This window comes from Kitasatospora sp. NEAU-69, assembly GCF_057158765.1.
On record NZ_JBWXUE010000006.1, the window covers coordinates 115,545 to 141,277 of the forward strand.

The 25,733-nt window shown below is 73.2% G+C and carries 24 protein-coding genes and 1 riboswitch; of the genes, 15 read left to right on the forward strand and 9 right to left on the reverse strand.

Features of this window, described 5'->3' with window-relative positions:
- Positions 1–92: 92 nt before the first annotated feature.
- From AC060L_RS09325 to AC060L_RS09335, 3 genes are all read right to left on the reverse strand, one after another.
- Positions 93–1,955 carry a peptide-N4-asparagine amidase gene (locus AC060L_RS09325; RefSeq protein WP_483798123.1) on the reverse strand — a complete coding sequence of 621 codons (1,863 nt, stop codon included), beginning with the start codon at positions 1,953–1,955 and terminating at the stop codon, positions 93–95.
- 190 nt (positions 1,956–2,145) lie between these two features.
- A complete protein-coding gene (locus tag AC060L_RS09330; RefSeq protein ID WP_483798124.1) occupies positions 2,146–2,382 on the reverse strand; it encodes a hypothetical protein in 237 nt (78 codons plus the stop codon).
- Positions 2,383–2,491: 109 nt separating this feature from the next.
- Entirely contained in the window at positions 2,492–3,478 is a 987-nt protein-coding gene (locus tag AC060L_RS09335; protein ID WP_483798125.1) for an EamA family transporter, read from the reverse strand.
- Positions 3,479–3,625: 147 nt separating this feature from the next.
- Between AC060L_RS09335 and AC060L_RS09340 the strand changes: the two genes are divergently transcribed.
- Positions 3,626–4,135, forward strand: coding sequence for a gamma-glutamylcyclotransferase family protein (locus AC060L_RS09340; protein WP_483798126.1), 510 nt, complete (start codon positions 3,626–3,628; stop codon positions 4,133–4,135).
- Here AC060L_RS09340 and AC060L_RS09345 read toward each other — a convergent pair.
- The gene (locus AC060L_RS09345) at positions 4,125–5,672 is read right to left on the reverse strand and encodes an outer membrane protein assembly factor BamB family protein (RefSeq protein ID WP_483798127.1); all 1,548 of its coding nucleotides are present in this window, start codon (positions 5,670–5,672) and stop codon (positions 4,125–4,127) included. The genes AC060L_RS09340 and AC060L_RS09345 overlap by 11 nt on opposite strands.
- Positions 5,673–5,820: 148 nt before the next feature.
- Here AC060L_RS09345 and AC060L_RS09350 point away from each other — a divergent pair, with 148 nt between their 5' ends.
- From AC060L_RS09350 to AC060L_RS09365, 4 genes are all read left to right on the forward strand, one after another.
- Positions 5,821–7,182, forward strand: coding sequence for a PP2C family protein-serine/threonine phosphatase (locus AC060L_RS09350; protein WP_483798128.1), 1,362 nt, complete (start codon positions 5,821–5,823; stop codon positions 7,180–7,182).
- Positions 7,183–7,271: 89 nt separating this feature from the next.
- Complete coding sequence (locus tag AC060L_RS09355; RefSeq protein WP_483798129.1) at positions 7,272–8,420, forward strand: M48 family metalloprotease; 1,149 nt, start codon at positions 7,272–7,274, stop codon at positions 8,418–8,420.
- Positions 8,421–8,499: 79 nt separating this feature from the next.
- Positions 8,500–8,940: a cupin domain-containing protein gene (locus AC060L_RS09360; protein WP_483798130.1), complete on the forward strand. Its 441-nt coding sequence runs from the start codon at positions 8,500–8,502 to the stop codon at positions 8,938–8,940.
- A gap of 83 nt (positions 8,941–9,023) precedes the next feature.
- Positions 9,024–9,869: a nucleotidyltransferase gene (locus AC060L_RS09365; protein ID WP_483798131.1), complete on the forward strand. Its 846-nt coding sequence runs from the start codon at positions 9,024–9,026 to the stop codon at positions 9,867–9,869.
- 7 nt (positions 9,870–9,876) lie between these two features.
- Here AC060L_RS09365 and AC060L_RS09370 read toward each other — a convergent pair whose 3' ends face one another.
- On the reverse strand, positions 9,877–11,571 hold the full coding sequence (locus tag AC060L_RS09370; RefSeq protein WP_483798132.1) for a chitinase: 1,695 nt from the start codon (positions 11,569–11,571) through the stop codon (positions 9,877–9,879).
- A 187-nt stretch (positions 11,572–11,758) separates the two neighbouring features.
- Positions 11,759–12,349, reverse strand: a complete 591-nt coding sequence (locus AC060L_RS09375) for a CGNR zinc finger domain-containing protein (RefSeq protein WP_483798133.1) — start codon at positions 12,347–12,349, stop codon at positions 11,759–11,761.
- Between the two features lie 145 nt (positions 12,350–12,494).
- On the opposite strand from AC060L_RS09375, the gene AC060L_RS09380 reads away from it, so the two are divergent.
- The 8 genes from AC060L_RS09380 to AC060L_RS09415 all read left to right on the forward strand — a co-directional run bounded on the left by AC060L_RS09380 (position 12,495) and on the right by AC060L_RS09415 (position 20,009).
- Complete coding sequence (locus tag AC060L_RS09380) at positions 12,495–12,998, forward strand: VOC family protein (RefSeq protein ID WP_483798134.1); 504 nt, start codon at positions 12,495–12,497, stop codon at positions 12,996–12,998.
- Positions 12,999–13,040: 42 nt separating this feature from the next.
- Positions 13,041–13,991, forward strand: a complete 951-nt coding sequence (locus tag AC060L_RS09385) for a pyridoxamine 5'-phosphate oxidase family protein (protein WP_483798135.1) — start codon at positions 13,041–13,043, stop codon at positions 13,989–13,991.
- 232 nt (positions 13,992–14,223) lie between these two features.
- Positions 14,224–15,732, forward strand: a complete 1,509-nt coding sequence (metG, locus tag AC060L_RS09390) for a methionine--tRNA ligase (protein ID WP_483798136.1) — start codon at positions 14,224–14,226, stop codon at positions 15,730–15,732.
- Between the two features lie 183 nt (positions 15,733–15,915).
- Positions 15,916–16,509, forward strand: a complete 594-nt coding sequence (locus tag AC060L_RS09395) for a sigma-70 family RNA polymerase sigma factor (RefSeq protein ID WP_483798137.1) — start codon at positions 15,916–15,918, stop codon at positions 16,507–16,509.
- Positions 16,506–17,276 (forward strand): anti-sigma factor, encoded by a 771-nt coding sequence (locus tag AC060L_RS09400; RefSeq protein WP_483798138.1) that lies wholly within the window; start codon positions 16,506–16,508, stop codon positions 17,274–17,276. The genes AC060L_RS09395 and AC060L_RS09400 overlap by 4 nt, the downstream gene beginning before the upstream one ends.
- 115 nt (positions 17,277–17,391) lie before the next feature.
- Positions 17,392–17,874 (forward strand): hypothetical protein, encoded by a 483-nt coding sequence (locus AC060L_RS09405; RefSeq protein WP_483798139.1) that lies wholly within the window; start codon positions 17,392–17,394, stop codon positions 17,872–17,874.
- Positions 17,875–17,905: 31 nt separating this feature from the next.
- The gene (locus AC060L_RS09410) at positions 17,906–18,421 is read left to right on the forward strand and encodes a DUF4231 domain-containing protein (RefSeq protein ID WP_483798140.1); all 516 of its coding nucleotides are present in this window, start codon (positions 17,906–17,908) and stop codon (positions 18,419–18,421) included.
- Positions 18,422–18,494: 73 nt separating this feature from the next.
- Positions 18,495–20,009: a carboxyl transferase domain-containing protein gene (locus tag AC060L_RS09415; RefSeq protein ID WP_483798141.1), complete on the forward strand. Its 1,515-nt coding sequence runs from the start codon at positions 18,495–18,497 to the stop codon at positions 20,007–20,009.
- A 147-nt stretch (positions 20,010–20,156) separates the two neighbouring features.
- Here the strand turns inward: AC060L_RS09415 and AC060L_RS09420 are convergent, their stop codons facing one another.
- Both AC060L_RS09420 and AC060L_RS09425 read right to left on the reverse strand, forming a co-directional pair.
- The gene (locus AC060L_RS09420) at positions 20,157–20,543 is read right to left on the reverse strand and encodes a MerR family transcriptional regulator (RefSeq protein ID WP_483798259.1); all 387 of its coding nucleotides are present in this window, start codon (positions 20,541–20,543) and stop codon (positions 20,157–20,159) included.
- Between the two features lie 77 nt (positions 20,544–20,620).
- Complete coding sequence (locus tag AC060L_RS09425; RefSeq protein WP_483798142.1) at positions 20,621–21,370, reverse strand: SDR family NAD(P)-dependent oxidoreductase; 750 nt, start codon at positions 21,368–21,370, stop codon at positions 20,621–20,623.
- A gap of 138 nt (positions 21,371–21,508) precedes the next feature.
- On the opposite strand from AC060L_RS09425, the gene AC060L_RS09430 reads away from it, so the two are divergent.
- Both AC060L_RS09430 and AC060L_RS09435 read left to right on the forward strand, forming a co-directional pair.
- A complete protein-coding gene (locus AC060L_RS09430) occupies positions 21,509–22,507 on the forward strand; it encodes a 1-phosphofructokinase family hexose kinase (RefSeq protein WP_483798143.1) in 999 nt (332 codons plus the stop codon).
- A 72-nt stretch (positions 22,508–22,579) separates the two neighbouring features.
- A complete protein-coding gene (locus tag AC060L_RS09435) occupies positions 22,580–23,086 on the forward strand; it encodes a DinB family protein (protein WP_483798144.1) in 507 nt (168 codons plus the stop codon).
- A gap of 114 nt (positions 23,087–23,200) precedes the next feature.
- On the opposite strand, the gene AC060L_RS09440 is transcribed toward AC060L_RS09435, so the two are convergent.
- Entirely contained in the window at positions 23,201–24,859 is a 1,659-nt protein-coding gene (locus AC060L_RS09440) for an NRAMP family divalent metal transporter (protein WP_483798145.1), read from the reverse strand.
- A gap of 348 nt (positions 24,860–25,207) precedes the next feature.
- Positions 25,208–25,383, reverse strand: a riboswitch (M-box (ykoK) riboswitch).
- Positions 25,384–25,733: the final 350 nt, after the last annotated feature.

Here is a 25,733-nt window from a genome sequence, read left to right on the forward strand (position 1 = left end):
AGAAAAAGGGGGGGGGGGAAAGAAAGGGGGGCCCAGGGGGGGATTAACCCCCCCCCCCCCCGGGGCCCGATGCGTCATCACGACGGCTGCGGCTAGCGGCAGTCCTCGACCTCGTCCCGGGTCAGGTAGCCGTGGTCCGAGACCAGCTCGTGTTCATAGCAACCGCCGCCGGGCGTACGGCCCTTGTACTTCTCCTGCGAGCTGCCGTCGGCCTGCACCTCGGTGCCGTTCTGCCGCTGGAGGACGCCCTGCGCCGACAGCTCGTCGTCGGTGCTCGCCGTCTCGTTCCAGTGCTGCCCCTGGCGCGTCGCGTCCACCAGCTTGCGGGCCACCGTGACCTGACCGCTCGCCAGGAAGCTGTCCGAGCCGGTGCCGGGGGTGTACGTACTGGTCACGTCGATCGGATACGACCAGCTGCTCCGGGTCGCGTCCGAGTGGCCGTGGCCGCGGTCGGTGGTGGTGACGGTCCAGCCGCTGTCGCGCTGCGAAGTGACCTGCTTCTGGCCCTGGTCGGCGATCGTGTCGGTGTTGCTGTACGCACCATGGTGCTCGACCGTGGTGCTGATCCGGCCCTTCGAGGTGTCGACGTACCCGGCGAGCGTCCAGTCCCGCCCGGTCGTCGCGGTGATCAGGTCGCTGCCGTCGGGCTGCGTGCTCTCGACCGTGTCGATCTGCGGCGCGGCGGTGACGGTGTCGGCGGTGACGGCGCCACCGGTCTGCGCGAGCAGCGGGTCGGTGCTCAGGAACAGGCTGCCGTCCAGCGTCCAGCCGTCGCTGATGCCGGCCGGCGGGACCAGCGTGACGGTGTGCGGCTTGCCGTCGGTGAGCGTGCCGGCGAACGGGGTCAGGTCGACGTCGTACGGCTGGGTGCGGAACGCGTCGATGCTCGGGATCGGCCGCCACATCAGCGGGCTGATCCCGCCGGTGTAGATCGCCGGGAACGGCTGCACGGTGCCGGCGAGCCGGCCGTCCACCAGCACCTGGACCTCGCGGTAGGTGCCGCCGCCGCAGAGCCCGTAGCCGGGGTGCGCGGCGGCGTAGTCGTCCGGCACGTTGGAGTACCAGAACTCCTCGCAGCCACCGCCACGGGCGTAGACCTGGAGCCGGGCGGCCGTGAGGTTCCGCGGGAAGTCGAGGGTCGCGGTGGCGGTCTGGCCCTTGGTCAGCGTCCACCAGCCGGGCGCGGTGGTGGACTGCGAGACCGGGAGCACCTGGTCGGCGGTCTGGGCGGCCGGGTGGTGGCGGTCAGCCTGGTAGTACGTGACCGTCATGGCCATGTGGTAGACGCCGGTGTACGTCGAGTTGACGATGTTTCCGAGGTCCACCACGAGCGGCTGCGGGGTGCGCAGCAGCGGGATGTAGCTGCTCAGGTCCTGGTCGACGTGCCAGCTGATGCCCGCCGCGTCCGGCTCGGGCGTGCTGGTGCGGAACACCTCGGAGCCGCCGATCCAGACGCCGGCCAGCCGGTCGTACTGGCGGCCCGCGACGCTGCCGGACCAGTCGAGCACCACCTTCGTCCACGGGCCCGGGCAGTTCGCCGGCGGGGCGAGCGTGCCGGTGAACGGCTGGCCGTAGCTGTTCGCGAAGTCGTGCTGCATCGCGGTGACCGTGCAGTGCGGCGTGTCCGGACGGCTGACCGGCGGCAACGCCGTGGTCGGGTTGCCGTAGTTCGTCTCGATGTACCCCGCCCCGGGCGCGGCGGCGGCAGCAGCCGGAGCGCGGACGGCGGCCCGGGCGGCGGCCACCCCGGCGGCGGGAGCGGACGCGGCGGGGGCGGGTGCGAGGGGGGCGGCGGAGGCGGCGGCCGTCGGGAGGCAGAGCGCGGCGGCCAGCGCGAGCACCACGGCGGGTACGCCGGCGGCGGCCCGGCGGGCGCGGAAGCCGGCGTGGAGGCCGGCGTGGAGGCCGGCGCGGGCGCGGGCGCGGAGGGGTGAGGGTATCGGCACGGTTGGCATGTACTCACGGGCCGTCGAGCAGTGTCAAGGCTCCCGACAACACCCGTCCCACCCGTGCTCTGACGCACCATCGGACAGCACTGCGGGGAGGACCCGGCGGTTGCCGTGTCCTCCCCGCATCACCCCTGCGTCACCCCCTGCATCGCCCCCGGATCGCCGTTGCGGAGCTCAGCGCCGGTCGTGCGGCGGCTCAGAGCCGGTCGTGCAGCTGGGCCGACAGGCTGCGGCACCAGCGCGCGAGCTCCTCGCGCCGGCCGGTCTCGCCCTCGCAGAGCGCGCTGACCTGCGCATCGGTGAGCCGGTTGGGGCCACCGGCGGCCAGCAGGTGGCCGATCTCGTCCAGCAGCACGGCGAGGCGCTGGGCATCGGTGTGTTCGACAGTCGCCATGGTCTCGGCGTGGTGGCCGATCGTGACGGAACCAGGCATCACGGACTCCATTCGTTCACTCGTCCCGTCTCCACCGTACGACCGGCGGCCGCCACCCGCGCGGCGCGCGACTACGGGCGGTGACGGCAGGTCCGAGGAGCCCAGGGCCTCAGCGGCGCCGTTCCGTGCTCACCACGACACCGACCGCCGCGACCACGATCGCCCCGCCGATCAGCTCGCTGAGGTTCAGCCGCTCGGCCAGCACCAGCCAGCCCAGGAAGACCGCCACCACCGGGTTCACGTACGCGTAGGTGGCGACCAGCCCGAGCGGCGCGTACTGCAGCAGCCAGGCGTACGCGCTGAACGCGACGACCGAGCCGATCAGCACCAGGTACGCCAGCGCGAGCCAGGAGCGGGTACTGACCGCCCCCAGGTCCAGCCCGTGCTGCTCGCCGCGGGCCAGCGAGACGAGCAGGCAGCCCAGCCCGCCCGCGAGCATCTCGTAGCCACTGGCGACCAGCGGGTTGCCCGGCATCGGCAGCCGGGAGGAGATGAAGGAGCCGACCGACCAGGAGATCGAACCGGCGATCAGCAGCAGCACCCCGCCGAGCGACGCGCCGCCGCTGAGCCCCGGCAGCGCGAGCACCACGAGCCCGCCGAGGCCGAGCAGCACGCCGAGCAGCCGCGCGCCGCCCGGCCGCTCGCCGGCGAAGGTCTTCAGCAGCACCACCCAGAGCGGCACCATCGCGATCAGCAGCGCGGTCAGGCCGGACGGCAGCTCGCGCTCCGCGATCGTCACCAGCCCGTTCCCGCCGAGCAGCAGCAGCACGCCGACCAGCGCCGCCGAGCCGAGCTGGCGCCGGGTCACCCGCAGCGCGGCCGGCCCCTGCCGCACCGCGAGCAGGCCGAGCAGCAGCAGACCGGCGGCCAGGAACCGGATCGCGGCGGAGAGCAGCGAGGGCATGGTCTCCACCACGACCCGGATGCCCAGGTAGGTGGACCCCCAGACGATGTAGACCACGCCGAGCGCGGCCCAGACGGCGCCGGAGATCCGGGGGCCGCCGGCGGCCGGACCGTCTCCTGGGCCCGCCCCCTGCGCCGGTATCGACCCTGGGGACGGCGGCCCTGCTGGCTGCTGGGTTCCGGCGGATGTCACGGGCATCTCCCTGGGTTGCTGCTGTACAGTGCGAGGCCATCAGAGCGCATCGGAGCCCCGGGGCGCCAGCCCGTTTCGGCGAACGGAACGGACCCGACCCGTCGGCGCCGAGGGTGCCACCGGGCGGAGGAGAAGGAGGAGGACGCCGTGCCGGACCAGCTCGCCACTCCCCCGCTGCCGTTCTTCGTCTACGGCACGCTGCGCCCCGGGCTGCACAACCACGCGCGTCATCTGGCCGGCCGCTGCCTCGCGGCCCGGCCCGCCGTGCTGGCGGGCGCGGCGCTGCACGACGGCCCCGGCTACCCTTACGCCGTGCCGGACCCCGGGCGGCAGGTGCACGGGGAGCTGCTGACCGTCCGGCCCGGACACTTCGCCCAGGTGCTCGCCGAGCTGGACGAGCTGGAGGAGTGCCGCCCGGACGGCACCGGGCTGTACGTCCGGGTCCGGCTGCCGGTCCTGCTCGGCGCCACCGCCGCCACCCCCACCACGGCCGCTACCGCCGCTACCGCCGCACGATCGGACGCGCCGAGCGAGGACGCCTGGGTCTACCTGGCCGGCCCGGCGCAGAGCGCCCGGCTGCGCGCGTACCCCGCGCTGATCCCCAGCGGCGACTGGACCGACCGTCAGGGCCGGGCGGGCACGCGTCTCACACCTTGACGGCGTGCAGCAGCTGGTCGCGACCGGCGAAGAGCGTCCGGCCGTCCGTGCTGACCGACCAGACGTCGGTGCCCGGCTTGCCGTCGTGGAAGGTCCACAGCGGCACGCCCGTCCGGGTGTCCAGCGCGACCACGCCGTTCGCGGACGGGCCGGGGACGAAGAGCGTGCCGTTCAGCAGCAGCGGGCGGGTGCGGCTGTCCAGCCGGAACGGCAGCTGGAACTTCCACTTCGGCGTGGCGTCCGCGCCGGCGACGGCCTTGACCACGCCGCTGTCGGTGAACAGGTAGAGCATGCCGCCGCCGGCCACCATGGCGAGGTACCGCCAGGTCTCGGTGCTGGTCGGGCCGACCGTCCACTGCTTTCGGCCGTCGTCCAGGCTCGCCGCGTAGGCGCCGCCGTCGGTCAGACCGAAGTACTGGTGATCGTCGGCAGCGCAGCAGCCCAGTTGCGGCACGGTGGGCGAGGCGCCGGTGGCGACGGTCCAGAGCTGCCGGCCGTCGGCCGTCGAGAGCGCCGTCAGGCTCCCGTCGGTCGCGGGGAGCAGCAGCCGGCCGCCGGGCGCCGGGTGACCCCGGAGGACGAGCCGACCGGCGGCCAGGCCCGCCGACCAGAGCACGTGCCGGGTCGCGAGCGAGACGGCCACGATCTTGACCGACTGGTCGCTGCCACTACCGGTGTACGGCTTCGTGGCGGTGCAGTAGAGCGCGGTGCCGTCGCTGCCGATCGGCTCCAGCACCCAGCCCCGCAGGTCCGCCGCGCCGGAGCCGGACGAGCCGGTGGCCGGGGCGTTGGCCAGGTCGTTGGAGTCGCGCAAGCTGGGGTCAGGGGCGCTCGGGTCCGGGGCGGTCGAAGCGCCGTCCGGGCCCAGCCGCCAGGCGACGTTGCCGGTGGTCAGGTCGTAGGCGGTGATCGGGCTCGGGCCCGGCGCCGACTCGATGGCGTACGTCATCAGCAGGCTGCCGCTGACCAGCAGCGGGCTCTGACCCGGCAGCGGGATCCGGACCGGGGCCGCGCCGCTGTCCGGGTCGAGCGCGACCAGCGCGTCGGGCGTCACGAAGAGCGGCAGCCCGGCGCTGCCCACCAGCTGTTCGAGGCTGAGCGGGCCCGGGCCGAGGTAGGTCCAGAGCGGCTTCGGTCCGACGGCGCGCGGGGCGGGCCCGAGCGGGCCGTTCGGACCGTTCTGGTCCGGCTGGTCGGCATCGGGCGCGGGCTTCGAGCCGCCGGAGGGACGGCTCAGCTCCCAGGCGGCGCCCGCCGCCAGCACGATGCCCGCGCCCGCGCCGAGCAGCAGCTGCCGGCGGGTCGGCCGGGAGCGCGGCGGCTCGGGCTCGGGGCCACTGCCCACGGTGTCGGTGCGCGTGCGGGCGTCGGCGTCAGCGTGAGCGTTGCTGTCGGCGTCAGCGTGGGTGGAGCGAACCGGTGCCGCGGCGGCCGCCGTGCTGCCCCCGTCCGCCTCCAGCTCACCGATGAACCCGACCGGCCCAGGCCCGTGCTCGCCGATCTGATCATCACTCTGGTCCGCAAAGCGCCTGGCCACGATCCGCTGCTCCCCCCGTCCCACTCCGAACGATCCGCCGAGCCTACCTCGCGGTGCGCTGCGGGCAGCCGGGGTGTAAAGAGGAGGGGTGCCCGTGCGACAGCGTTCCGATGCTCTCCACCGGCCTCGGCGGTCCGGCCGTGCCCTGGTGCTCCTGCCGCTTGTGCTGATCGTGGTGATCACCACAGTGGACATACTCTCGCCGCCGAACATCCACCTGGGCCCGCTGCTGGTGGTGGCGCCGGCGATCACCGCGTCATTCGCGGGCACCCGGCTCACCGCCGTGGTCAGCCTGATCGCGGTGGCGGCGCTCTTCATCATCGGGATCATGCGGGACGGGTTGACCACCTCGAACCACGAGACGCAGATAGCCGCTCTGGTTGCCGTCTCCGCGATCGTGGTGGGCTTCTGCGCGCTGCGGGACCGGCATGCCCGGGAACTGGTGCAGGTGCGGTCCGTCTCGGAGGCGGCGCAGCGCGTCCTGCTGCGCCCGTTGCCGAGCCGGATCGGCTCACTGCGGCTCGCCTCGGTCTACCTGGCCGCCGAGGCCGAGGCGCAGATCGGCGGCGACCTGTACGCGACGGCCCGCACCGCGAGCGGGACCAGGCTGCTCGTCGGCGACGTCCGGGGCAAGGGGCTGACCTCGCTCGGCGAGGCGGCGCTGCTGCTCGGCGCGTTCCGGGCGGCCGCGCACCTGCAGGCCGCGCTGCCGGAGCTGGCCTCCTACCTGGACGGCAGCGTGAGCTGGGACCTGGACGCGGAGCTGGAGCTGCCGGCGGTGGAGCCGGCGCGGTCGGCGGACATCGGCGGCCGCGGGCCGGGTCCGGGCTCCGGCACGGGCCCTGATGCAGGCCCTGGCGCGGCTCTCGGCTCCGGCTCCACGTCGGCGGCCTACGGTTCCGGCTCCGGCTCCGGCTCCGGTGACGAGGAGGCCGTCGGCGGCATCAGCCCGGAGGCCGGCGAGTCGTTCATCACCGCGGTGATCCTGGACATCCCGGACGACGGCACGGAGATCCAGATCATCAACTGCGGCCACCCGCCGCCACTGCTGCTGCGCGACGGCCAGGTGCTGACGCTGGACGCCCGTCACCCGGCGCCACCGCTGGGCCTGGGCGGGCTGCTGCTCGACTCCGGTTACGAGGTCGAGGTCTTCCCATTCACGGCCGGCGACCGGCTGCTGATCTACACCGACGGCGTGATCGAGGCGCGCGATGCCGACCGCGCGTTCTACCCGCTCACCGACCGGGTCCAGGCCTGGGCCTCCGAGAGCCCCGGCTCGCTGCTCCAGCACCTGCGCCGCGACCTGCTCAGCCACGCGGGCGGCCGGCTCGGCGACGACGCGGCGATGGTCGCGGTCGAGCGGGTGGAGAAGGCCGGACGGGTGGGCCGCAACGGCCGGACGGGTGCGGTGGAGCAGGCCCGGCGGCTCGGCCAGGCGGCGCGGGCGGAGCTCGGCGGGCCGCTGGAATCGGCCGATCGGGTGGCCGACCGGGTGAAGCGGACGGGCTGAGCAGCGGCCGCGGGCGGCCCGGCCCCGAGCGACTGAGCGAGGGGCGGGGTCTGACGACAGGCCCTTGGGCGGGCCCTATCGTTGCGGTCATGGACGTCACCGCCGACTTCACCCCCGAGCAACTCGCCCGCGGCCGGGCGCTGCGGCGGGCCCAGGTGCCCTGGGTGCTCGGCGGGCGGGCGGCCGGGCTGGCGCTCAGCCTGCTGCTCGGGCTGACCCCGGCCGGCGCGCACCTGGTCGGCTGGGCGGGCGGGCTGTTCGGCGGCTCGCGCAGCGCGCAGGTGCTGGCCGGCGCTGCGGCGCTGGTGCTGCTCGGACAGCTGCTCGGGCTGCCGTTCGGCGCCCGGGCGCGCAGCGTGCGGCGCGGGTACGGGCTGGTGACCCAGGGCGTCGGTGGCTGGCTGCTCGACCAGCTGCGCGGGCTCGCGCTCACCCTCGCCCTCGCGCTGCCCGTCGCGCTCGGCGTCTACGCGCTGACCGGGTGGTCGGCGAGCCACTGGTGGCTGCCGGCCGCCGCGGCGGCCGCGCTGCTCACGGTCGCGATGTCGTTCCTCTTCCCGCTGGTGATCGAGCCGGTCTTCAACCGCTTCACGCCGATGGCGGACGGTGAGCTGCGCGGCGCGCTGCTCGGCCTGGCCCGGCGGGACGGCGTCCGGGTGCGCGAAGTCCTGGTGGCCGACGCCTCGCGCCGCACGACCGCGCTCAACGCGTACGTCTCGGGCTTCGGTGCGACCCGGCGGATCGTCGCCTACGACACGCTGCTGCACACGGCCACCCCGCGCGAGGTCGAGCTGGTGGTGGCGCACGAGCTCGGACACGTGAAGCACCGCGACGTTCCGACCGGCACCGCGCTCGGCGCAGTCGGCGCGGCGGCGGTCGTCGCGCTGCTCGGGCTGCTGCTCTCGCTGCACCCGTTGCTCGCCGCCGCCGGGGTGCCGTCGGTGGCCGACCCGCGCTCGCTGCCGCTGCTCGCCGCCTGCGCCGCCGTCCTCGGCGCGCTCGGCGGGCCGCCGCAGGCCGCCGTCAGCCGCCGGATCGAGGCCAGGGCCGATCGACACGCCCTCGAACTCACCGATGACCCCGAGCAGTTCATCGCGATGCAACGCAGGCTCGCGCTGGCCAACGTGGCCGACGTGGACCCGCCGCGGGCACTCGAACTGCTCTTCGCCAGCCACCCGAGCACCGCCCGCCGGATCACCGCCGCCCGCAGCTGGGCCGCCCGCGGCGCGACTCACTGAGCGCGAAGCCTTCCTGACCGTACGTCAGTTCTCCGTCTACCCTGGTGACCCCGGCAGCTCCGGAGAGGACCCGATTCGCATGGCCCACCAGCCCTTCCAGACCTGGCAGTTCGCGCAGACCAGCGTGGTGCCCGCGCCCGACGGCGCATCGGTGCGACTGCTCGGGGAACTGCCCGAGGTGGCCGGGCTGGCCCGGTTCGAGCTGGCACCCGGCGCGGTGACCCGGGCCGTCTCCCACCGCACGGTCCAGGAGATCTGGCATGTGGTGGCGGGCTCGGGGCAGCTCTGGCGGCGCCAGCAGCAGGCGCTCGGGGTGCACGAGAGCGTGACGCCGCTGGTGGTCGGCACCACGGTCAGCATCCCACTCGGCACCGCCTTCCAGTTCCGCGCCGACGACACCGCAGGCCCCGACGGTGCGCCCGCGACGCCGCTGGTGGTCGTCGCCACCACCGTCCCCGCCTGGCCGGGGGACGCCGAGGCCCTTCCGGAGACCGGCCACTGGGCTCCACGCCTGCCGTGAGCCCCTGCCGTGAGCGGCCGCCGTGAGCCCCTGCCGTGAAACCCGTTCGCACCCGGTGATCCACAGGCGGCAGAATCGGGCCCATGACACGACCTGGGCTGGACGAACACGGGCAGATCATCCGCGAGGGCTCGCTGAGCCTGATCACCGCGGAGTTCGCCCCCGTCGCCGCGGCCGCCCGGACCCGGATCGCGGAGCTCTTCGGCCCGGACCGGCTGCACAGCGGCTACATCTACGGCAGCATCACGCGCGGCACGGCGATCGCCGGCCGCTCCGACCTCGACCTGCTGCTGGCGCTGCACCGGCCGCCGACCGCCGCCGACCGGGCCGACGCCGACCGGCTGACCGCCGGGCTGGACGCCGACTTCCCGCAGATCGACGGCGCGAGCGTGCTGCTCTACGCCACCGAGACGCTGCTGAGCGAACTCGAGCGCCATGACATGGGCTGGTTCATCGCCTGCATCTGCACCCCGCTGCTCGGCCCGGACCTCGCGGAGCGGCTCCCCCGCTACCGCCCCGACACGCTGCTGGCCCGCGAGACCAACGGCGATCTGCCCCGGCTGCTCCCCCGCTGGCGCGAGCGCGCGGCCGCCGCCGCGAGTGCCGAGACCGACGTCGAGACCGACGCCGCCGAGCAGGCTCGCCGGAAGCTGATCCGCGGCGCCGCACGGACCATCGTGCGTACCGGGTTCACCCTGGTGATGCCGCGCTGGAACGGCTGGACCAGCGAACTGGATCTGTCCGCCGAGGTGTTCGGCCAGTACTACGCCGAGCGCGCCGAGCAGATGCGCACGGCCGCCGCCGCGACCCGGTCGGGCACGGCCGACCCGGCCGTGCTGGCACTGCTGCTCGACGACCTCGGCCCGTGGCTCGCGGCGGAGTACACCGCCGTCCACGGGCCGAAGACGCCGCGCCCGGCGACCACTTGACGCCAGGTCAGCCGAAGTAGCTCTCGAAGTTCTTCGAGAACTCGTTCCCGTTGTACTGGTCCCAGTTGATCGACCAGGTCATCAGCCCGCGCAGGTCCGGCTGCTTGCCGCTGCGCGGCTGGTAGGAGCCGCAGTTGACCGCCTTGGTCAGGCAGTCCAGCGCCTGGTCCACCACGCTCGGCGCGACATACCCGTTGCCCGCATAGGAGTTGGCGGGCATGCCGATCGCCACCTGGGAGGGGGCGAGTGGCGGGAACATGTTGCTGGTGTTGCCCGCGACCGGGAACCCGGTGAGCAGCATGTCGGTCATCGCCTCATGGAAGTCGGCGCCGCCCATCGAGTGGTACTGGTTGTCCAGGCCCATGATGGAGCCGGAGTTGTAGTCCTGGACGGTCAGCAGCGTCAGGTCGTCGCGCAGCGCGTAGATCACCGGCAGGAACGCGCCGGCCCGTGGGTCCTGGCCGCCGAACGGTCCCGATCCGTAGAACTGGTAGCCGAGTTGGACGAAGAACGTCTCCGGCGCCATGGTCAGCACGAAGCGGCTGCCGTACTTCGCCTTCAGCGAGTGCAGCGCCGAGATGAGGTTGACGATGGCCGGCGTGGTCGGGTTCTTGAAGTCGGTGTCACCGGTGTTGAGCGAGAGCGACTGGTTCTCGAAGTCGACGTCGAGGCCGTCGAGGCCCCACTGGTCGATGATCGCGGAGACCGAGCTGACGAAGGTGTCGCGGGCCGCGGTGGTGGTGAGCTGGACCTCGCCGTTCTGGCCGCCGATCGACAGCAGCACCTTCTTGCCCTGGGCCTGCTTGGCCGCGATCGCCGCCTTGAAGTCGGCGTCGGACTCGGCGGTCGGGCAGTCGGTGACCGAACAGCGGTTGAACCGGATGTCACCGGAGGTCACCGAGGTCGGCTCGCCGAACGCGAGGTCGATGACGTTCCAGGAGGCGGGGACGTCGGACATCTTCAGGTAGCCGGCGCCGTTGGCGAAGCTCTCGTGCAGGTAGCCGACCAGCGCGTGCGGCGGCAGGCCACCACCGGGTGGGGTGGGCGTACCGGTGGGCGTCCCCGTCGGAGTGCCGGTCGGGGTGCCCGTGGGGCTGCCGGTCGGGGTCGGTGTCGGGGTCGGGCTGGGTCCGCCGGGCCCGCTGAGCGAGACGTCGTCCGCGTAGTACGTGCCCTCCCCGTACCAACCGTGCAGGTACACGGTCGCACTGGTCTGGCTCGCGCCGGTGGTGAAGCCGACCGAGAGCTGCTGGTAGGCACCGCCGGTGCTCGGCGTCCAGGTACTGGCGGTGGTGCCGCCGTCGACGCCCAGGTAGACGTACGCGCCGTTGACGTACGCGCTCAGGGTGTACGCGGTGTTCGGCTGGACCGCGACGGTCTGCGCGCACTGTGCGTCGTCGCTCGCCGTCGCCGCCCCGGCCAGCGCGTAAGTCCCGCTGTGGGCATGGCCGGTGACGACGCTGCCGGTGCTGCCGGAGCAGCTCCAGGGGCTCAGCGCACCGGATTCGAAGCCGCCGTTGGCGAGGAACTCGCCGGCCGTCGCACTCGGTGCCAGGCCGACGGTGATACCGGCCGCCGCCGCTGCGGCGACCGTCCAGGCGACACAGGCGGCGGCGAGTCTGCGGGTGCCGGTGCGTGGACCGGCGTGCCGGCCGGGCGCCGAATCCGGGCGCGCGGAACGGGCTCTGCGGAGACTGTGCATGTGGGGGGATGCTCCTGCCTCGGCTACCAGGGACATGGGAGGTCCGCGTGGTGCCGACGGCAGGGAGCGACCCGGCCGGACGCCCCCGCTGGACTAGACCACTGAAGCGGGCCGGGCCTGCCCTGTCAATGGCCGCGGGGGCACCCGGCCGACAGGCCGTCAGTTCGCCGGGTCGTCACATCCTGCGTCAGGAGGACTTGCTGCGCGCGTAGTGGCGGGACGCCTTCGCGCGGTTCCCGCAGCCGGCCATCGAGCACCAGCGGCGGGTGCCGTTCTTCGAGGTGTCGTAGAAGTGCAGCACGCAGTCGGGGTGCGCACAGGAGCGGATCCGGCCGGGCGCCTCGGCGAGCAGGCGCAGGTAGTCGTCGGCGGCGATCCAGGCGGGCAGCCAGGCGGGGTCGTCGGCGTGCGCCCGGTCGATCGGACCGTCGGGGCCGAGCGTGCGGCCGATCCAGCCGTGCGCGAGCACCGCATTCAGCGCCGCACGCGCCTGCTCGGCGCCCTCGCCATCGGCACCCTCACCATCGTCGGCCGTTCCCGCGGCCACGAGTCCGGCGATCGCCGCGCGGGTGACGTGCAGGGCGTCCAGCGTGGCGCGGTCGGCGGTGGCGCGGTCGGCGAGGCCGTTCAGCGAGAGCCAGGTCTCCAGCCCGGCAAGGGAGTCGAGCAGATCGCGGGGACTTCCGCCACCGTTCCAGCGGGTGTTGAGCAGATCCAGGCCGAGCGGCTCCCCCGGCAGCGGGCGCGGATCATCGACCGGCGGCACCTGCTCGGACATCGGCTCTCTCCCTGCGACTCGCGACTGACTTCCGTCTCATTCTAACCGCTATCCATGCGGTCAGTGGTTGACGCCCACCTGCCTAACTCTCATACTCATAAACAGAGGTTAGCCAGTAGCCATTCCCAGCCAGGAGGCCGTCACCATGCCCGAGACCACCGCGACAACCGAGATCGGCGAGACCCCGCAGAGCTCCAGCCCGATCACGAGCCTCAAGACCGGCCACATCGGCCTCAACGTCACCGACCTCGACCGCTCGCGCGCCTTCTACCAGCAGGTATTCGGCTTCGAGGTGCTCGCCCGGAGCACCGAGCCCGAGCGCCCGTGGCTCTTCCTCGGCCGTGACGGACAGCTGGTGATCACGCTCTGGCAGCAGAGCGAGGGCCGCTTCGCCGCAGGCTCCCCCGGCCTGCACCACCTCTCCTTCGAGGTGGCGGACGTGGCGCAGGTGCGGGCCGCCGAGCAGGTGCTGCGCTCACTGGGCGCCGAGTTCGCCTACGACGGCGTCGTGCCGCACCGCGAGGGCGCCGGCTCCGGCGGCATCTTCTTCACCGACCCGGACGGCACCCGCCTGGAGATCTACACCGCCGCCGCCACCGGCTCCGGCGCCGCCCCGAGCGGCGAGGCCCCCACCTGCGGCTTCTTCTGACCCTCCCTTCTCCCCCCGTCCGTCCCGTCCCGGGAGGCCCCCGTGAACGTCCTCTCCGAACACCCGCGCACCACCGACCAGCCCTCCGGCGAGGAGCTGATCCGCCGCCGGGCCGGGACCCGCCCCGGCTATGCCGGGCCGTCCAGGCCCCGGCGGATCCCCGCCATCGCGGCGGAGTTCCTCACGGCCCAGCCGATGCTGGTGATCGGCGCCGCCGACGCCGAGGGCCGGATCTGGGCGAGCCTGCTCACCGGTCACCCCGGCTTCCTGGCCGCGGAGACTGCCGAGCCCACCACCACCGACCCACTCCCTGACGCACTCGCGATCGCGGCACGGCCGACGGCCGCCGACCCACTGGCGGCCACCCTCGCCGCGCCCGCCGAGGTCGGCATGATCGCCCTGGAACCGGCACAGCGGCGCCGGATGCGGATGAACGGCCGGGCCACGCCGAGCCGGACGGGCCTGCGCGTCGAACTGGACGAGGTCTTCGCCAACTGCCCGAAGTACATCCAGAGCCGGGATTTCCACTTCGCCGACGCCGCCGTCACTCAAGAACTCCAGCCACCAGCACCTTGCCTGACGACTCGTCTACAACTGTCGATCAGCACCGCCGACACCTTCTTCATCGCCACCGCCGACCACCGCGGCCGGCTCGACGCCTCGCACCGCGGCGGCAACCCGGGCTTCGTCCAGGTCCTCGGCCCCGACCGGCTGCGCTGGCCGGACTACTCCGGCAGCGCGATGTTCGCCACGCTCGGCAACCTGCTGGAGAACCCGGCCGCCGGGCTGCTCTTCGTGGACTGGGAGACCGGCGGCACCCTCCAGCTCACCGGCACCGCCCGGACCGACTGGGACAGCTCGCAGATCGGCGAAGTCCCCGGCGCCCAGCGCCTGGTGGACTTCACCGTGACGAACGTGGTGGAACTCCGCGCCGCCCACCGACTGCGCTGGAGCGACCCCGAGTACTCCCGCTTCAATCCACCCGTGCGCTGACGGACCCGAGCACGCCCGCAGGAAATCCAGTGGCTCCGCGCCCGCCCGCTGGTACCCTCGGCAACATGATCGCCATCGCGTCCAGCTGCGCACCGCGTCGGATGATGCCCCGCCACCGGGGCTGCTGACAGCGGACGTTCGACGTTCCCAAGGCCCTGGATCTCCGGGGCCTTTGACGTTTTCACAGCCTCGGATCCGGGTTCTCCCACCCACCCACTTCCGAGGAGCCACCGTGACACCGGCGCACAGCTACCTGACCACCACCATCCCCTACGTCAACGCCCGCCCGCACCTGGGCTTCGCGCTCGAACTCGTGCAGGCCGACGTGCTGGCCCGGCATCGGCGGGCGCGCGGCGAGGCGGTCCGCCTGCTCAGCGGGACGGACGACAACTCGCTGAAGAACGTCCTCGCCGCCGAGGCCGCCGGCACCGACGTGCGCAGCTTCGTGGACGGCAACGCGGCCGCGTTCGAGGCGCTGCGCGGGCCGCTGTCGCTGAGCTTCGACGACTTCATCCGGACCAGCAGCGATCCGCGCCACCGCGCCGGGGTCGAGGAACTGTGGCGGCGCTGCGCGGCGGCCGGCGACCTCTACCGCAAGCGGTACGAGGGGCTGTACTGCATCGGCTGCGAGCAGTTCTACACACCGGAGGAGCTGACCGACGGCCGGTGCCCCGAGCACGGCACAAAACCGCAGCTGATCGCCGAGGAGAACTGGTTCTTCCGCCTCTCCCGGTACGCGGACGCGCTGCACGCCGCGATCACCGAGGGCCGGCTGCGGATCGAGCCGGCCGCCCGTCGCAACGAGGTGCTCGGGCTGATCGCGGGCGGGCTGCACGACTTCTCGGTCTCGCGCTCGCACACCCGCGCCCGGGGCTGGGGCATCCCGGTGCCGGACGACCCGGACCAGGTGGTCTACGTCTGGTGGGACGCGCTCGGCAACTACGTCACCAGTCTGGGCCTCGGCCCGGCGCCGGAAGTCGCCACCCCCGACTTCCGGCGCTGGTGGGTGGAGAGCGAGCGGCGCGTCCACCTGCTGGGCAAGGGCGTGCTGCGGTTCCACGCGGTGTACTGGCCGGCCATGCTGCTCTCCGCCGGCCTCCCGCTGCCCACCGACCTGCTGGTGCACGACTACCTCACGGTGGACGGCCGCAAGATCAGCAAGTCCAGCGGCACGGCCGTCGATCCGAGCGACCTGGTCGAACGGTTCGGCACTGATGCCGTGCGCTGGTGGCTGCTGCGCGAAGTCCCGAAAGTCGGCGACGCCGACTTCACGGAAGAACGGCTGATCGCCCGCGCCAACGCCGACCTGGCGGGCGGCCTGGGCAACCTGGTCAACCGGGTGGTCACCATGGTCCACCGGTACCGCGACGGCCTGGTCCCGGACGCCGGGCCGGCCGAAGACGAGCTCTCCGCCCTCTGCCGCACCGTCCCGGCCGCCATCGCGGCGGAAGTCGATGCCTACGACTTCCGCCGCGCGACCGCCGCGCTCTGGACGCTGGTCGAGGAGGCGAACCGCCACATCGACCGCACCCGCCCCTGGCAGCTCGCCCGCACCGCCGACGACACCCGACTCGACGCGGTACTCGCCGCGCTCGTCCACACCTGCCGCACCCTCGCCCGGCAGCTCACCCCGTTCCTGCCCGACGCAGCGGCCCGGATCCGCACCCAGTGCACCCCCGGGCCGGACGGTCGGCTACCGGCGGCCCAGCCACTCTTCCCCCGGATCACCGACGCACCCTAGGGAGGTTCACTCGAAGGGGTGGGGACAGCGGTGCTCCGTCGCGAACGGCGTGACAGGCTCCGGTGGCGGCAATTCGGCGCGGCGGCAATCCGCGTGGGCCGCGGCTCCGAACACCGTGTGCCGTCCCCCACTCCAGGAGGTCCCCGACATGCCAGCAGCCGCCCGCAGCACGGCGGTCACCCGGTGAACACGGTCGTGCACCTCACCGGTCCGCAACGGCGCGGGCCGGATCTCAAGGAGCTGATCGCCCGGGTCACCTTCGGCGACCAGGACGCGTTCGGCGAGCTCTACGACGCGGTGGCCGGACCGGTGCTCGGCCTGGTCCGCCGGGTGCTGCGCGATCCGGCGCAGTCGGAGGAGGTGGCCCAGGAGGTGATGCTGGAGCTCTGGCGCACCGCCGCCCGCTACCGCCCGGAGCGCGGCGAAGTGCTGCCCTGGGTGCTGACCATGGCCCACCGCCGGGCCGTGGACCGGGTGCGCTCGGCGCAGGCCGCCGCCGACCGCGACCAGCGGGCCGCGGCCGCCGCGCAGCACCCTGCCTTCGACGAGGTCGCCGAACAGGTCGAGGGCCGGCTGGAGCGCGAGCAGGTGCGGCGCTGCCTGCAGTCGCTGACCGAGGTCCAGCGCGAGTCGGTGACGCTCGCCTACTACCGCGGCTACTCGTACCGTGAGGTGGCCGAACTGCTCGGCAAGCCGCTGGGCACCGTCAAGACCCGCCTGCGCGACGCCCTGATCCGTCTGCGCGACTGCCTCGGAGTGGAGTCAGTGGAGTCATGAGCATGGTTGCCGACCTGCACACGCTCAGCGGCGCCTATGCCGCGCACGCACTGTCCGAGCCGGAGCGCCGGGAGTTCGAGCGGCACCTGGCCGACTGCCCGTCCTGCACCCAGGAGGTCCGGGAGTTCACCGCCACGCTGGCCCGGCTCGGCGCGGCCGAGGCGGTGGCCCCGCCGCCGGAGCTGAAGTCGCGGGTGCTGTCGCTGATCGGCGACGTGCGCCAGGTGGCACCGGAGGCGTCGGACCCCAGCCGTAACAGTTCGCCGCCGCCCGGTTCGCGTGGCGGCTGGGCGCGGCGCGGCCGGTGGCTGGCGCTCGCCGCGTCCGTCCTGCTCGCGGCCTCGTTCGGCGGGCTCGCCGTCCAGCAGCACGCGCAGACCGAACAGGCCCGCTCGCAGGTCAGCGCGCTCCAGGAGCAGCAGGCCAGGTTCGCCACGCTGCTCACCGCGCCGGACGCCCGCACCAGCACCGGCACCGGCACCGGCAGCGCCGCGGCGGCGGTCGGCACCGTGGTGTGGTCGCCCTCGCGCAACCAGGCCGGCTTCCTCGCCACCGGCCTGCCGGCGCCGGGCAGCGGCCGGACGTACCAGCTGTGGTTCAGCGACGCGGGCACCATGCGCCCGGCCGGCCTGCTGCCCGGCGCGGGCGGCTCGCTGCTGCTCACCGGCGGCGTGAACGGCGCGGCCGGCGTCGGCCTCACGCTGGAGCCGGCGGGTGGCTCCGCGCACCCGACGAGCGCACCACTGATGCTGCTGCCGATCACCTGACCCGGCCGCCCCTCGGCCACCGCGGGCAGATCTGACGGCGGGTCAGAGAGGGTTCCCCGGGCCCGGCCCGCCCCCGTACGGTGGACTCCGATTCGGTCCACCGTACGGGGGCGGCATGAACGGTACGAGACAGTACGGCGCATCCGCCGCACTGGACCCCGCCGACGCGAGCGGCACGAGCGGCACGAGCAGCACGAGCGACGCGGTCGAGTGGCCCGGCTGGGCGATCGACGCGGCGCCGCGCCGGACGACGGTCCGCGAACGGGCCACCGCTCTGCTGCTCACCGCCCTCGCGGCCGCCGCGCTCGCCGTCCCGCTGCTGGCGATCCGCCGGGCGTACCGGCACGCCGTCCGGCTCGCCACCCCCGCCGACTGGCAGGCCCGGCACACGGCTCGCCAGGAACTGCTGCTCGCCTGCGTGGTGGTCGGCGGCGCGGCGCTGCTCGGCGCGTTCCTCGGCGCACTGGCCCGGCTCTCGGCGCCACCGCTGCGACGCTGGACCGCGATGGCCGGCGGCGCGTTCGCCGCGCTGCTGGTGCTCCAGGCGCTCGGCTGGCTCGCGCTCAGCGCGCTCTCGGGCCTGGCATCGGACTTCTGATTCGCCGTCCGGTCCTGGGAGACTGATCACCATGCGCTCTCGCCCGGACACCCCCGCCGACACCGCCGACGACCCTGCCGACGACCCCGCGCTCGCCTACGCACTGCGGCAGCTGCGGTGGTACGAGAGGTCGGCCAGGGGTTCGCGACTGGTGCACCAGATCGGTGAGCTGCTCGCGCTGCTCAGCACCGCGGCCACCGTGGTGGTCTCCGCGCTGCACGCGCCTGCGGCCGTCACCGCCTCGTTCGCCGCGCTGACGCTCTTCCTGACCGGCTTCCGCCAGATCTTCAAGCCGAACGAACGCTGGGTCAGCACCGCCTCGGCCCGGCTCTCACTGGATCACGAGACGACTCGCTACCTGTTGCGCCCGGCAGCCGAACGCGACGCCGCCGCGCAGCGGGAGCTGCTGGAGCGGGCGATAGCGATCGTCAGCGCGGAGAGCCACGAGTGGGCCGACCAACGCCTGACCCAGACAGCCCAGCCGGGCCAGCCAGCCCAGTCGGCCCACTCGGCTCAGCCGCCCCTGCCGGCCCCGGGCGCCCCGTAGCACGATGTGTCGCGGCTCGCAGTGAGCAAGTCGTGCTTGCCCACCTGCCGTGCCGCTGCGGAGACTGGCCCCCGTGGACGAATCGACCCCCGCCCCCGCGCCGCCCGCCCGGCCTGCCGCGCTGCACTTCGCCGATCTGGTCCTCGACCACGGCTCGTTCCGCAGTTGGGACGCCCCGCCCCGGCACCCGGCCGACGGGCAGTACGCCGCGGACCTGGCCCGGGCCCGGGCCCGCAGCGGGGCCGACGAGGCCGCGCTGACCGGGGAGGGCCGGATCGCCGGCCACCGGGTCGCCGTGCTGCTCAGCGAGTTCACCTTCCTGGCCGGATCGATCGGCACCTGCACCGCCGAACGACTGCTGCACGCCGTGCAGCGGGCCACGGCCGAACGGCTGCCCCTGCTCGCCTTCCCGGCCTCCGGCGGCACCCGGATGCAGGAGGGCACCCCGGCGTTCGTGCGGATGGTCGCGATCGCGAACGCGGTGACCGCGCACAAGGCCGCCGGGCTGCCGTACCTGGTCCATCTGCGGCACCCCACCACCGGCGGCGTGCTCGCCTCCTGGGGCTCGCTCGGCCAGCTGACCACCGCCGAACCAGGCGCGCTGGTGGGCTTCCTGGGCCCGCGGGTCTACCAGGCGCTGTACGGCGAGGCGTTCCCGGAGGGCGTGCAGCGGGCCGAACACCTCGCGCAGCACGGGACGGTGGACGCCGTCCTGGCACCGGACGAGCTGCGCAAGCGGCTCACCGACGCGCTGGATGTGCTGGACGTACGTGATGCACCGGACGCGGCCGAGACGGACTCCGACAGTCCCGACGCGGCGTCAGAACCCGTGCCGGTGTGGCGGTCCGTCGGGCTCACCCGGGAGCCGCGACGCCCCGGACTGGCCGAACTGCTCGCGGTGGCCGACACCTTGGTGCCGCTCTCCGGCACCGGCGCGGGCGAGCGGGACGACGTGCTGCGCCTCGCGCTGGCCCGGTTCGGCGGCACCAGGTGCGTGGTGATCGGCCACGACCGTGCGGCGGCGGCCGTGCACGGGCCGGTCGGCCCGGGCGGGCTGCGCACCGCACGGCGCGGCATGCGGCTCGCCGCGGAGCTGCGACTGCCGCTGCTGACCGTGATCGACACGCATGGTGCGCTGCTCAGCGTGTCGGCGGAGGAGGGCGCGCTGGCGGGCGAGATCGCGCGCTGTGTCGCGGAGTTGAGCACGCTGCCGGTTCCGGTGGTGAGCCTGCTGCTGGGCGAGGGCGCGGGCGGCGCGGCGCTCGCCCTGCTGCCCGCGGACCGGACGGTCGCGGCCGAGCACGCCTGGCTCTCGCCGCTGCCGCCCGAGGGCGCCTCGGTGATCCTGCACCGCACGCCCGACCTGGCCCCGCAACTGGCCGAGCAGCAGCGGATCGGCGCCGCCGAGCTGCTCCGCGAGGGCGTGGTCGACCGGATCCTGCCCGAGCCGGTGCCGGCCTCGGCGGAACCGGCCGCCTTCGTCCGCCGGGCCGTCCGGATGCTCACCGCCGAACTCGCCACCGCGGCATCCCTCGCCCCACCGACGGCCCGCCTGGAGCGCTTCCAGACTCTCGGCAGCACCACCTGACACACCGGCTCGTGTACCCCGGCCGGGGTGCCGACCGGGAGCCACCAGACCGCCCGCGCCGGGCGGGGGCCGGCGCGGACGGGCGGGGGTGAAGCATGCCGGCGGTGCGGAACGTGCCCGGGGGCAGGGCGGCAGGCTCAGGTGGGCTCAGGCGCCGACCGATTCACCCGCCCCGACGCCCTCACCCACCCCGACCCGCTGAAGAGCGGCGAACAGCCGACCGCGCGCCTCGGTCTGGGCGGCGATCCGCCGATCGAAGACGGCCAGCCGGTCCCGGGCCACCTCCAGTGCCCGAGCCGACGGCGGCGCGGCAGCGAGGTCGCCGTCCAGGCAGGGCAGGAAGACCCGCACGTCGTCGAGGGTGAGGCCGGCGGCGAGCAGGTGGCGGATGTTCTGCACCCGGCGGACCGCATGCGCGTCGTAGCGGCGGTAGCCGTTCTCGGCCCGGACGGAGTCGATCAGGCCGGCCTGCTCGTAGTGCCGCAGCGCCCGCGCCGTCGCACCCGTCCGCGCCGCCAGCTCGCCGATCCGCACGCGCACCTCCGTCGTCTCCCCCGACTCCCCCGGCATCCCCGTCGTCGCCGCCCGGGGCCCCTCCGGCTGACAGTTCATCACGCGACCACCGCTCCGCCGTCCACCGGGAGCACCACGCCCGTGACGAACCCGGCCTCGGGCGCCGCCAGCGCCGCGATCGCCCACGCCACCTCGTGCGGCTCGGCGATCCGCCGCAGCGGGGTGTGCGCGAGCTGCCAACTGCGGACGGCGGCCCGCTGCGCGGGGGTCAGGCCCTGGTGCTCGCCGATCGGGGTGTCCACCGCGCCGGGCGCGACCGCGACGACCCGGATGCCGCGCGGCGCGAGCTCCACCGCCCAGCTGCGGGTGAGCAGTTCGAGGGCGGTCTTGGTCGCGGCGTAGACCGCGTTGCCCGGCCAGGCGCGCTGACCGACCGAGGTGCTGACGTTGACGATCACGCCCGCGGCGGCCTCCAGCGCGGGAAGGGCGGCCTGGGCCAGCAGGATCGGGGCGACCAGGTTGGTGGCGAGCAGCGGGTCGATCAGCTCCGCCGTGTAGCTGCCGAGCGAGCCGCGACCGAGCGTCGCCGCGTTGTTGACCAGCACATCCAGCCTGCCGTGCAGCCGCTGGGCGGCCTCGACGAGGCGCTCGGGCTCGCCGGGTGCGGTGATGTCGGCGGGCAACGGGGTGATCCGGTCGGAGCCGGCCGCGGTCTCGTGCAGCGGCTCGGCGCGGCGGCCGACGGCGATGACGTGGGCGCCCTGCGCCGCGAAGGCGTGGGCGGTGGCGCGGCCGATGCCGGTGCCGGCGCCGGTGATCAGGACGGTGCGGGTGGGGTGCGTGGTCATGCGGAGGACTCTGCAAGCCTGCCGCCAGCGTCAGGGTCAAGGGCTTGGCCCAGCACGAGGGAAGCATTGCTCGAATGAGTGCGAAACTGCTATGAAATACGCATCATCAAGCAGAATCTGCGCAGGAAGGCCACCCCGTTGGCAACAGCAGCCGTCCTCACCGTCACGCTGAACGCCGCGCTCGACGTCACCTATCGCGTGCCGGGAGTGCGGTTGGACCACAGCAACCGGGTCCGCGAGGTGAGCGCCCGGGCGGGTGGCAAGGGGATCAACGTGGCCCGGGTGCTCGCCGCGCTCGGACGGCTGGCGGTGGTGACCGGGCTGGTCGGCGGCGCCACCGGGCTGGCGCTGCGCGAGGAGCTGGCGAGGTCCGCACCGGTGGACGCGATATCGGCGGACGCGCTGCCGGTGGACGCCCTGCTGGAGATCGGTGGCGAGACCCGGCGGACCGTCGCCGTGGTGGACGAGCAGCCAGGACAGGCAGGACAGGCAGCGCAGGCCGGGCAGGTCACCATGTTCAACGAGCCGGGACCGCTGGTCGGCGCCGCCGAGTGGGCCGCGTTCCGCACCCACTACGGGCGGCTGCTGGACGGCTGCGCTGCCGTGGTGCTGGCCGGCAGCCTGCCGCCCGGCTTGCCGCAGGACGCCTACGCCGTGCTCGTCGCCGCCGCCCGTGACCGTGGAGTGCCGGTGGTGCTGGACACCTCGGGGCCGTGGCTGCTGCCCGCGCTCGCGGCCGGGCCCGACCTGGTGAAGCCGAACGCCGACGAGCTGCGCGAGGCGACCGGCCTGGCCGACCCCCGGCAGGCGGCGCGTGCGCTGCTCGCGAACCAGGGCGGCTCCGGCGTCCGCGCCGTCGTCGCCTCGCTGGGGCCGGACGGGCTGCTCGCCGTCACCCGGGACGGCAGCTGGCTGGCCACCCCGCCGCAGGCGCTGGCCGGGAACCCGACCGGCGCCGGCGACTCGGCGGTGGCCGCGCTGACGCTCGGTCTGGTGGACGGCGAGCCGTGGCCGCAGCGGCTCGCCCGCGCGGTCGCACTCTCCGCCGCGACCGTACTGAGCCCGCTGGCCGGATCGTTCGACGCGGCGGCCTACCGCCAGCTGCTGCCGCGCGTGACGGTCGAACAGATCGCCTAGGGCTCGTCCAGGCCCTGGCTGACCAGCCGAAATTCAGCTGAACCGAGGTCCCTTTGCTGGGATGATCACGCCATGATCACCCGCACTCAGCACTCCGCCGGCTCGGACGAACGCGCCGTCCTCACCACCTACCTCGACTACGCCCGGGCCACCGTGCGCGCCAAGTGCGAGGGCCTCGCCGAGGAGCACGCCCGGCTCGCGCTGCTGCCCGGCTCGCCCGACATGACCTTCGCGGGCATAGTCAGCCACCTGCACTGGGTCGAGCGCGCCTGGTTCGAGGGCATCGTGCTCGGCGACGAGGCGGAGGACCGCCGGATCGACGCCGAGCCGGAGGCCGGCATGCGGCCGGCCGCCGACGTGCCGCTCGCGGAGCTGCTGGACGCGTACGAGACGCAGTCGGAGCGGTACCGCGCGATCGTCGCCGAGCGCGACCTCGACACGCTCTCCAAGGGCAACATGGGCAGCGCCGGCGCGGTCACGCTGCGCTGGATCATCTGCCACCTGATCGACGAGATCGCCCGGCACAACGGCCACCTGGACATCCTGCGCGAGCTGGCGGACGGCACCAAGGGGCTCTGAGGAGCCGCCGGACACCGACGGCGGAAACAGTCGAGGCCTGGAGGGTGCACCCTCCAGGCCTCACCCACGCTCCCCCCACACTCCCCGGCCCCGCGGACCACGTGCTCCACGCGCTCACTGGCTCAGCGCGACCTCGACGATCTTGATGACCACCAGGACCATCGCGACCAGCAGGTAGCTGCGCAGCGCACCCATGCCGATCTTGCGGCCGCTGGACATGACCGGCCGGGTCAGCGTCTCCAGCGCCGGCATCCGCCAGTCGTCGCGACCCGTGCGGTCGATCGGGTCCTCCTTGGTGGCGGTGCGCCGGCGGGTGAAGGCGTAACCGGCGGCGAGCACTCCGACGACGCCGCAGCCGGCCATGATGTCGATGATCGCCTGTGCGCTGATCTTCGGGAAGAGCACCGAGGCGGTCAGGATGATCGAGAGCGTGACCAGCACGCCGACCACGGCGGCCGTGAAGGCGTTGGTCTTCGGGCCGTTCACCCACGGGCCGAGCACCTGCTTGTCGTTGCAGAGCAGCAGCAGGAAGACCGAGGCGGACGGCAGCAGCACGCCGGCCAGCGTCTGCACGCCCTCGGTGAGCAGGCCCAGCGGCGAGCCGGGGATCAGCACGATGACCGCCGCCATGGCGACCAGGCCGGCGTAGACCGCGTAGAAGCCCTTGGCGCCCTCCACACCGCGGTGCAGCGAGTGCTTGATGCCGAAGACGTCACCGATCGCGTACGCGGTGGAGAGCGAGACGGCGAACGCGCCGATGATCGAGGCGTCCAGCAGCGCGATCGCGAAGAGCACGCCCACCAGCTTCCCCGCGTGCGCCTCCAGGCCCTTGGCCACGCCGGCCGCGTCGGTGAAGTTGCCGAAGCCGTCGGTGTGGGCGAACGCGACCGCGGTGAAGCCCATCATCGCCGCGGCGCCGATCACCACGACCAGGATGCCCAGCCAGAGGTCGGCCTTCTCGTACTTCATGAAGCGCGGGGTGATCCGCTTGTCGATCACGTACGACTGCTGGAAGAACAGCTGCCACGGCGCGACGGTGGTGCCCACGATGCCGATGATCAGCAGCATCACGGTGGAGAGCTGGCCCGAGCCGCCCGGCATGTTCGGCACCACGAAGTCGTGGGCCATCTGCGAGGTCTTCGGGTGGACCATGAAGTAGATCGGGATCAGCAGCAGGGACCCTGCGCAGAGCGCGATCGCGACCCGCTCGAAGCGCTGGAACGAGCCGGTGAACGCCGAGGCGATGATGACGGCCGCCGCGAGCACGACCGAGGCGACCTTCGGCAGGCCGAGGTAGCCAGCCGCGAGCGTGACGCCGATGAACTCGGTGACCAGCGTCAGCGCGTTCAGCAGGAACAGGTCGATGACGCTGAAGGCGCCCCAGAACTTGCCGAAGCGCTCCAGGATGAGCCGGGCGTGGCCGACACCGGTGACCGCGCCCAGGCGCAGCACCATCTCCTGGTTGATGTAGAGGACCGGGACGAGCAGCAGCAGCGTCCACAGCAGGTGGGTGCCGTAGTTCTGGCCGGCCTGGCCGTAGGTGGCGAAGGCGCCGGCGTCGTTGTCGCCGACCATCACGATCAGGCCGGGGCCGATGATCGCGAGCAGCGTCTTGAGCTTGGCGGAGAGACCGTGGCGCGGCGCGGTGTCGTCCAGCCGGATGGTGCCGAGCGCGCCCTTGATGTCGCCGAGGTGCGCCTCGTCGAGCACGGCGGGGCCGGAGGCGGCTACCTGCGCCGCGGGGACCTTCGGGTCGGTGATGACGTCGGTCATGACGAACCTCCCTTACCCCCTCGGTGGGGGAGTTCGGAGGCAAGCAGCAGCAATCAACCCTGCGTGCACGCACCAGTGATCCGCAAACGGCGTCAGGAATCGTGCGCACAACGGAAGTTGACGCCGAGACGGGAGACCGCTCCGGAGCTGAGGATGCGTTACTGAAACGCGCAGGGAAGGTTGTTACCGCATGCCGGTGGAGTGCGAGGACAAGCGGATGTGGGGCCGTTTGTGGCCCGGACTACTGCAACTCGAATCCATGTCTCTCGCCTCCTTCCGGCCGGGGCGCACCGAGTGGTGCGCGTCATCGACGCGGCAAGGAGCGGACCAACACGCCGAAAGGCTGCTGGTTCACCCCAACTCGTCAGAGCTTTGGCACTCCACGGCGTGATCCAGCTCGCGAGCTGGAAGCCACTTGGGATCAACCCTTAGGTCGGGAAGATCTGTCCTGATCCGGAGCGTCTCTCGACGGTTGGGATCAGTGGCCTATGTCCGTGAAGACGCCTCACCGAACGAGGTGCCCTCTTCAAACCTCGACAAGCATAGCCCCACGCTTGCGGCACTCAGCAACCGTTTACCGAAACTTGACCTTCGGATCCGGAACTTCTCGGAGGGGGGCCTGATCACACCTCCTCCACCTGGTTCGAACATGTCACCACCCGCATCGAACACGCAGCGCAGCGAGCCGAACACGAGGAGCATTCAGGTGAACATCCGAACCATGAACACCCCTGCCACCAAAGGGACATGACGGAGTGTCCGCGATCTCGTTCACGATCGGCCCGTTGTTCCGCCACACTCACTAGGGTCCTGCATTGTTGATTCACACAAGGAAACACGGGGGCCCCGCAGTTACAGGCGGCGGACCCGGATC

Excerpts from the sequence above, each read along its gene's own strand:
- AC060L_RS09380 (WP_483798134.1), top strand. The coding sequence starts at position 12,495 with ATGCCCGAGACCACCGCGACAACCGAGATCGGCGAGACCCCGCAGAGC.
- AC060L_RS09435 (WP_483798144.1), top strand. The coding sequence starts at position 22,580 with ATGATCACCCGCACTCAGCACTCCGCCGGCTCGGACGAACGCGCCGTC.
- AC060L_RS09365 (WP_483798131.1), top strand. The coding sequence starts at position 9,024 with ATGACACGACCTGGGCTGGACGAACACGGGCAGATCATCCGCGAGGGC.
- AC060L_RS09325 (WP_483798123.1), bottom strand. The coding sequence starts at position 1,955 with ATGCCAACCGTGCCGATACCCTCACCCCTCCGCGCCCGCGCCCGCGCC.
- AC060L_RS09360 (WP_483798130.1), top strand. The coding sequence starts at position 8,500 with ATGGCCCACCAGCCCTTCCAGACCTGGCAGTTCGCGCAGACCAGCGTG.
- AC060L_RS09330 (WP_483798124.1), bottom strand. The coding sequence starts at position 2,382 with ATGCCTGGTTCCGTCACGATCGGCCACCACGCCGAGACCATGGCGACT.
- AC060L_RS09370 (WP_483798132.1), bottom strand. The coding sequence starts at position 11,571 with ATGCACAGTCTCCGCAGAGCCCGTTCCGCGCGCCCGGATTCGGCGCCC.
- AC060L_RS09405 (WP_483798139.1), top strand. The coding sequence starts at position 17,392 with ATGAACGGTACGAGACAGTACGGCGCATCCGCCGCACTGGACCCCGCC.
- AC060L_RS09440 (WP_483798145.1), bottom strand. The coding sequence starts at position 24,859 with ATGACCGACGTCATCACCGACCCGAAGGTCCCCGCGGCGCAGGTAGCC.
- AC060L_RS09410 (WP_483798140.1), top strand. The coding sequence starts at position 17,906 with ATGCGCTCTCGCCCGGACACCCCCGCCGACACCGCCGACGACCCTGCC.
- AC060L_RS09425 (WP_483798142.1), bottom strand. The coding sequence starts at position 21,370 with ATGACCACGCACCCCACCCGCACCGTCCTGATCACCGGCGCCGGCACC.
- AC060L_RS09375 (WP_483798133.1), bottom strand. The coding sequence starts at position 12,349 with ATGTCCGAGCAGGTGCCGCCGGTCGATGATCCGCGCCCGCTGCCGGGG.
- AC060L_RS09355 (WP_483798129.1), top strand. The coding sequence starts at position 7,272 with ATGGACGTCACCGCCGACTTCACCCCCGAGCAACTCGCCCGCGGCCGG.
- AC060L_RS09400 (WP_483798138.1), top strand. The coding sequence starts at position 16,506 with ATGAGCATGGTTGCCGACCTGCACACGCTCAGCGGCGCCTATGCCGCG.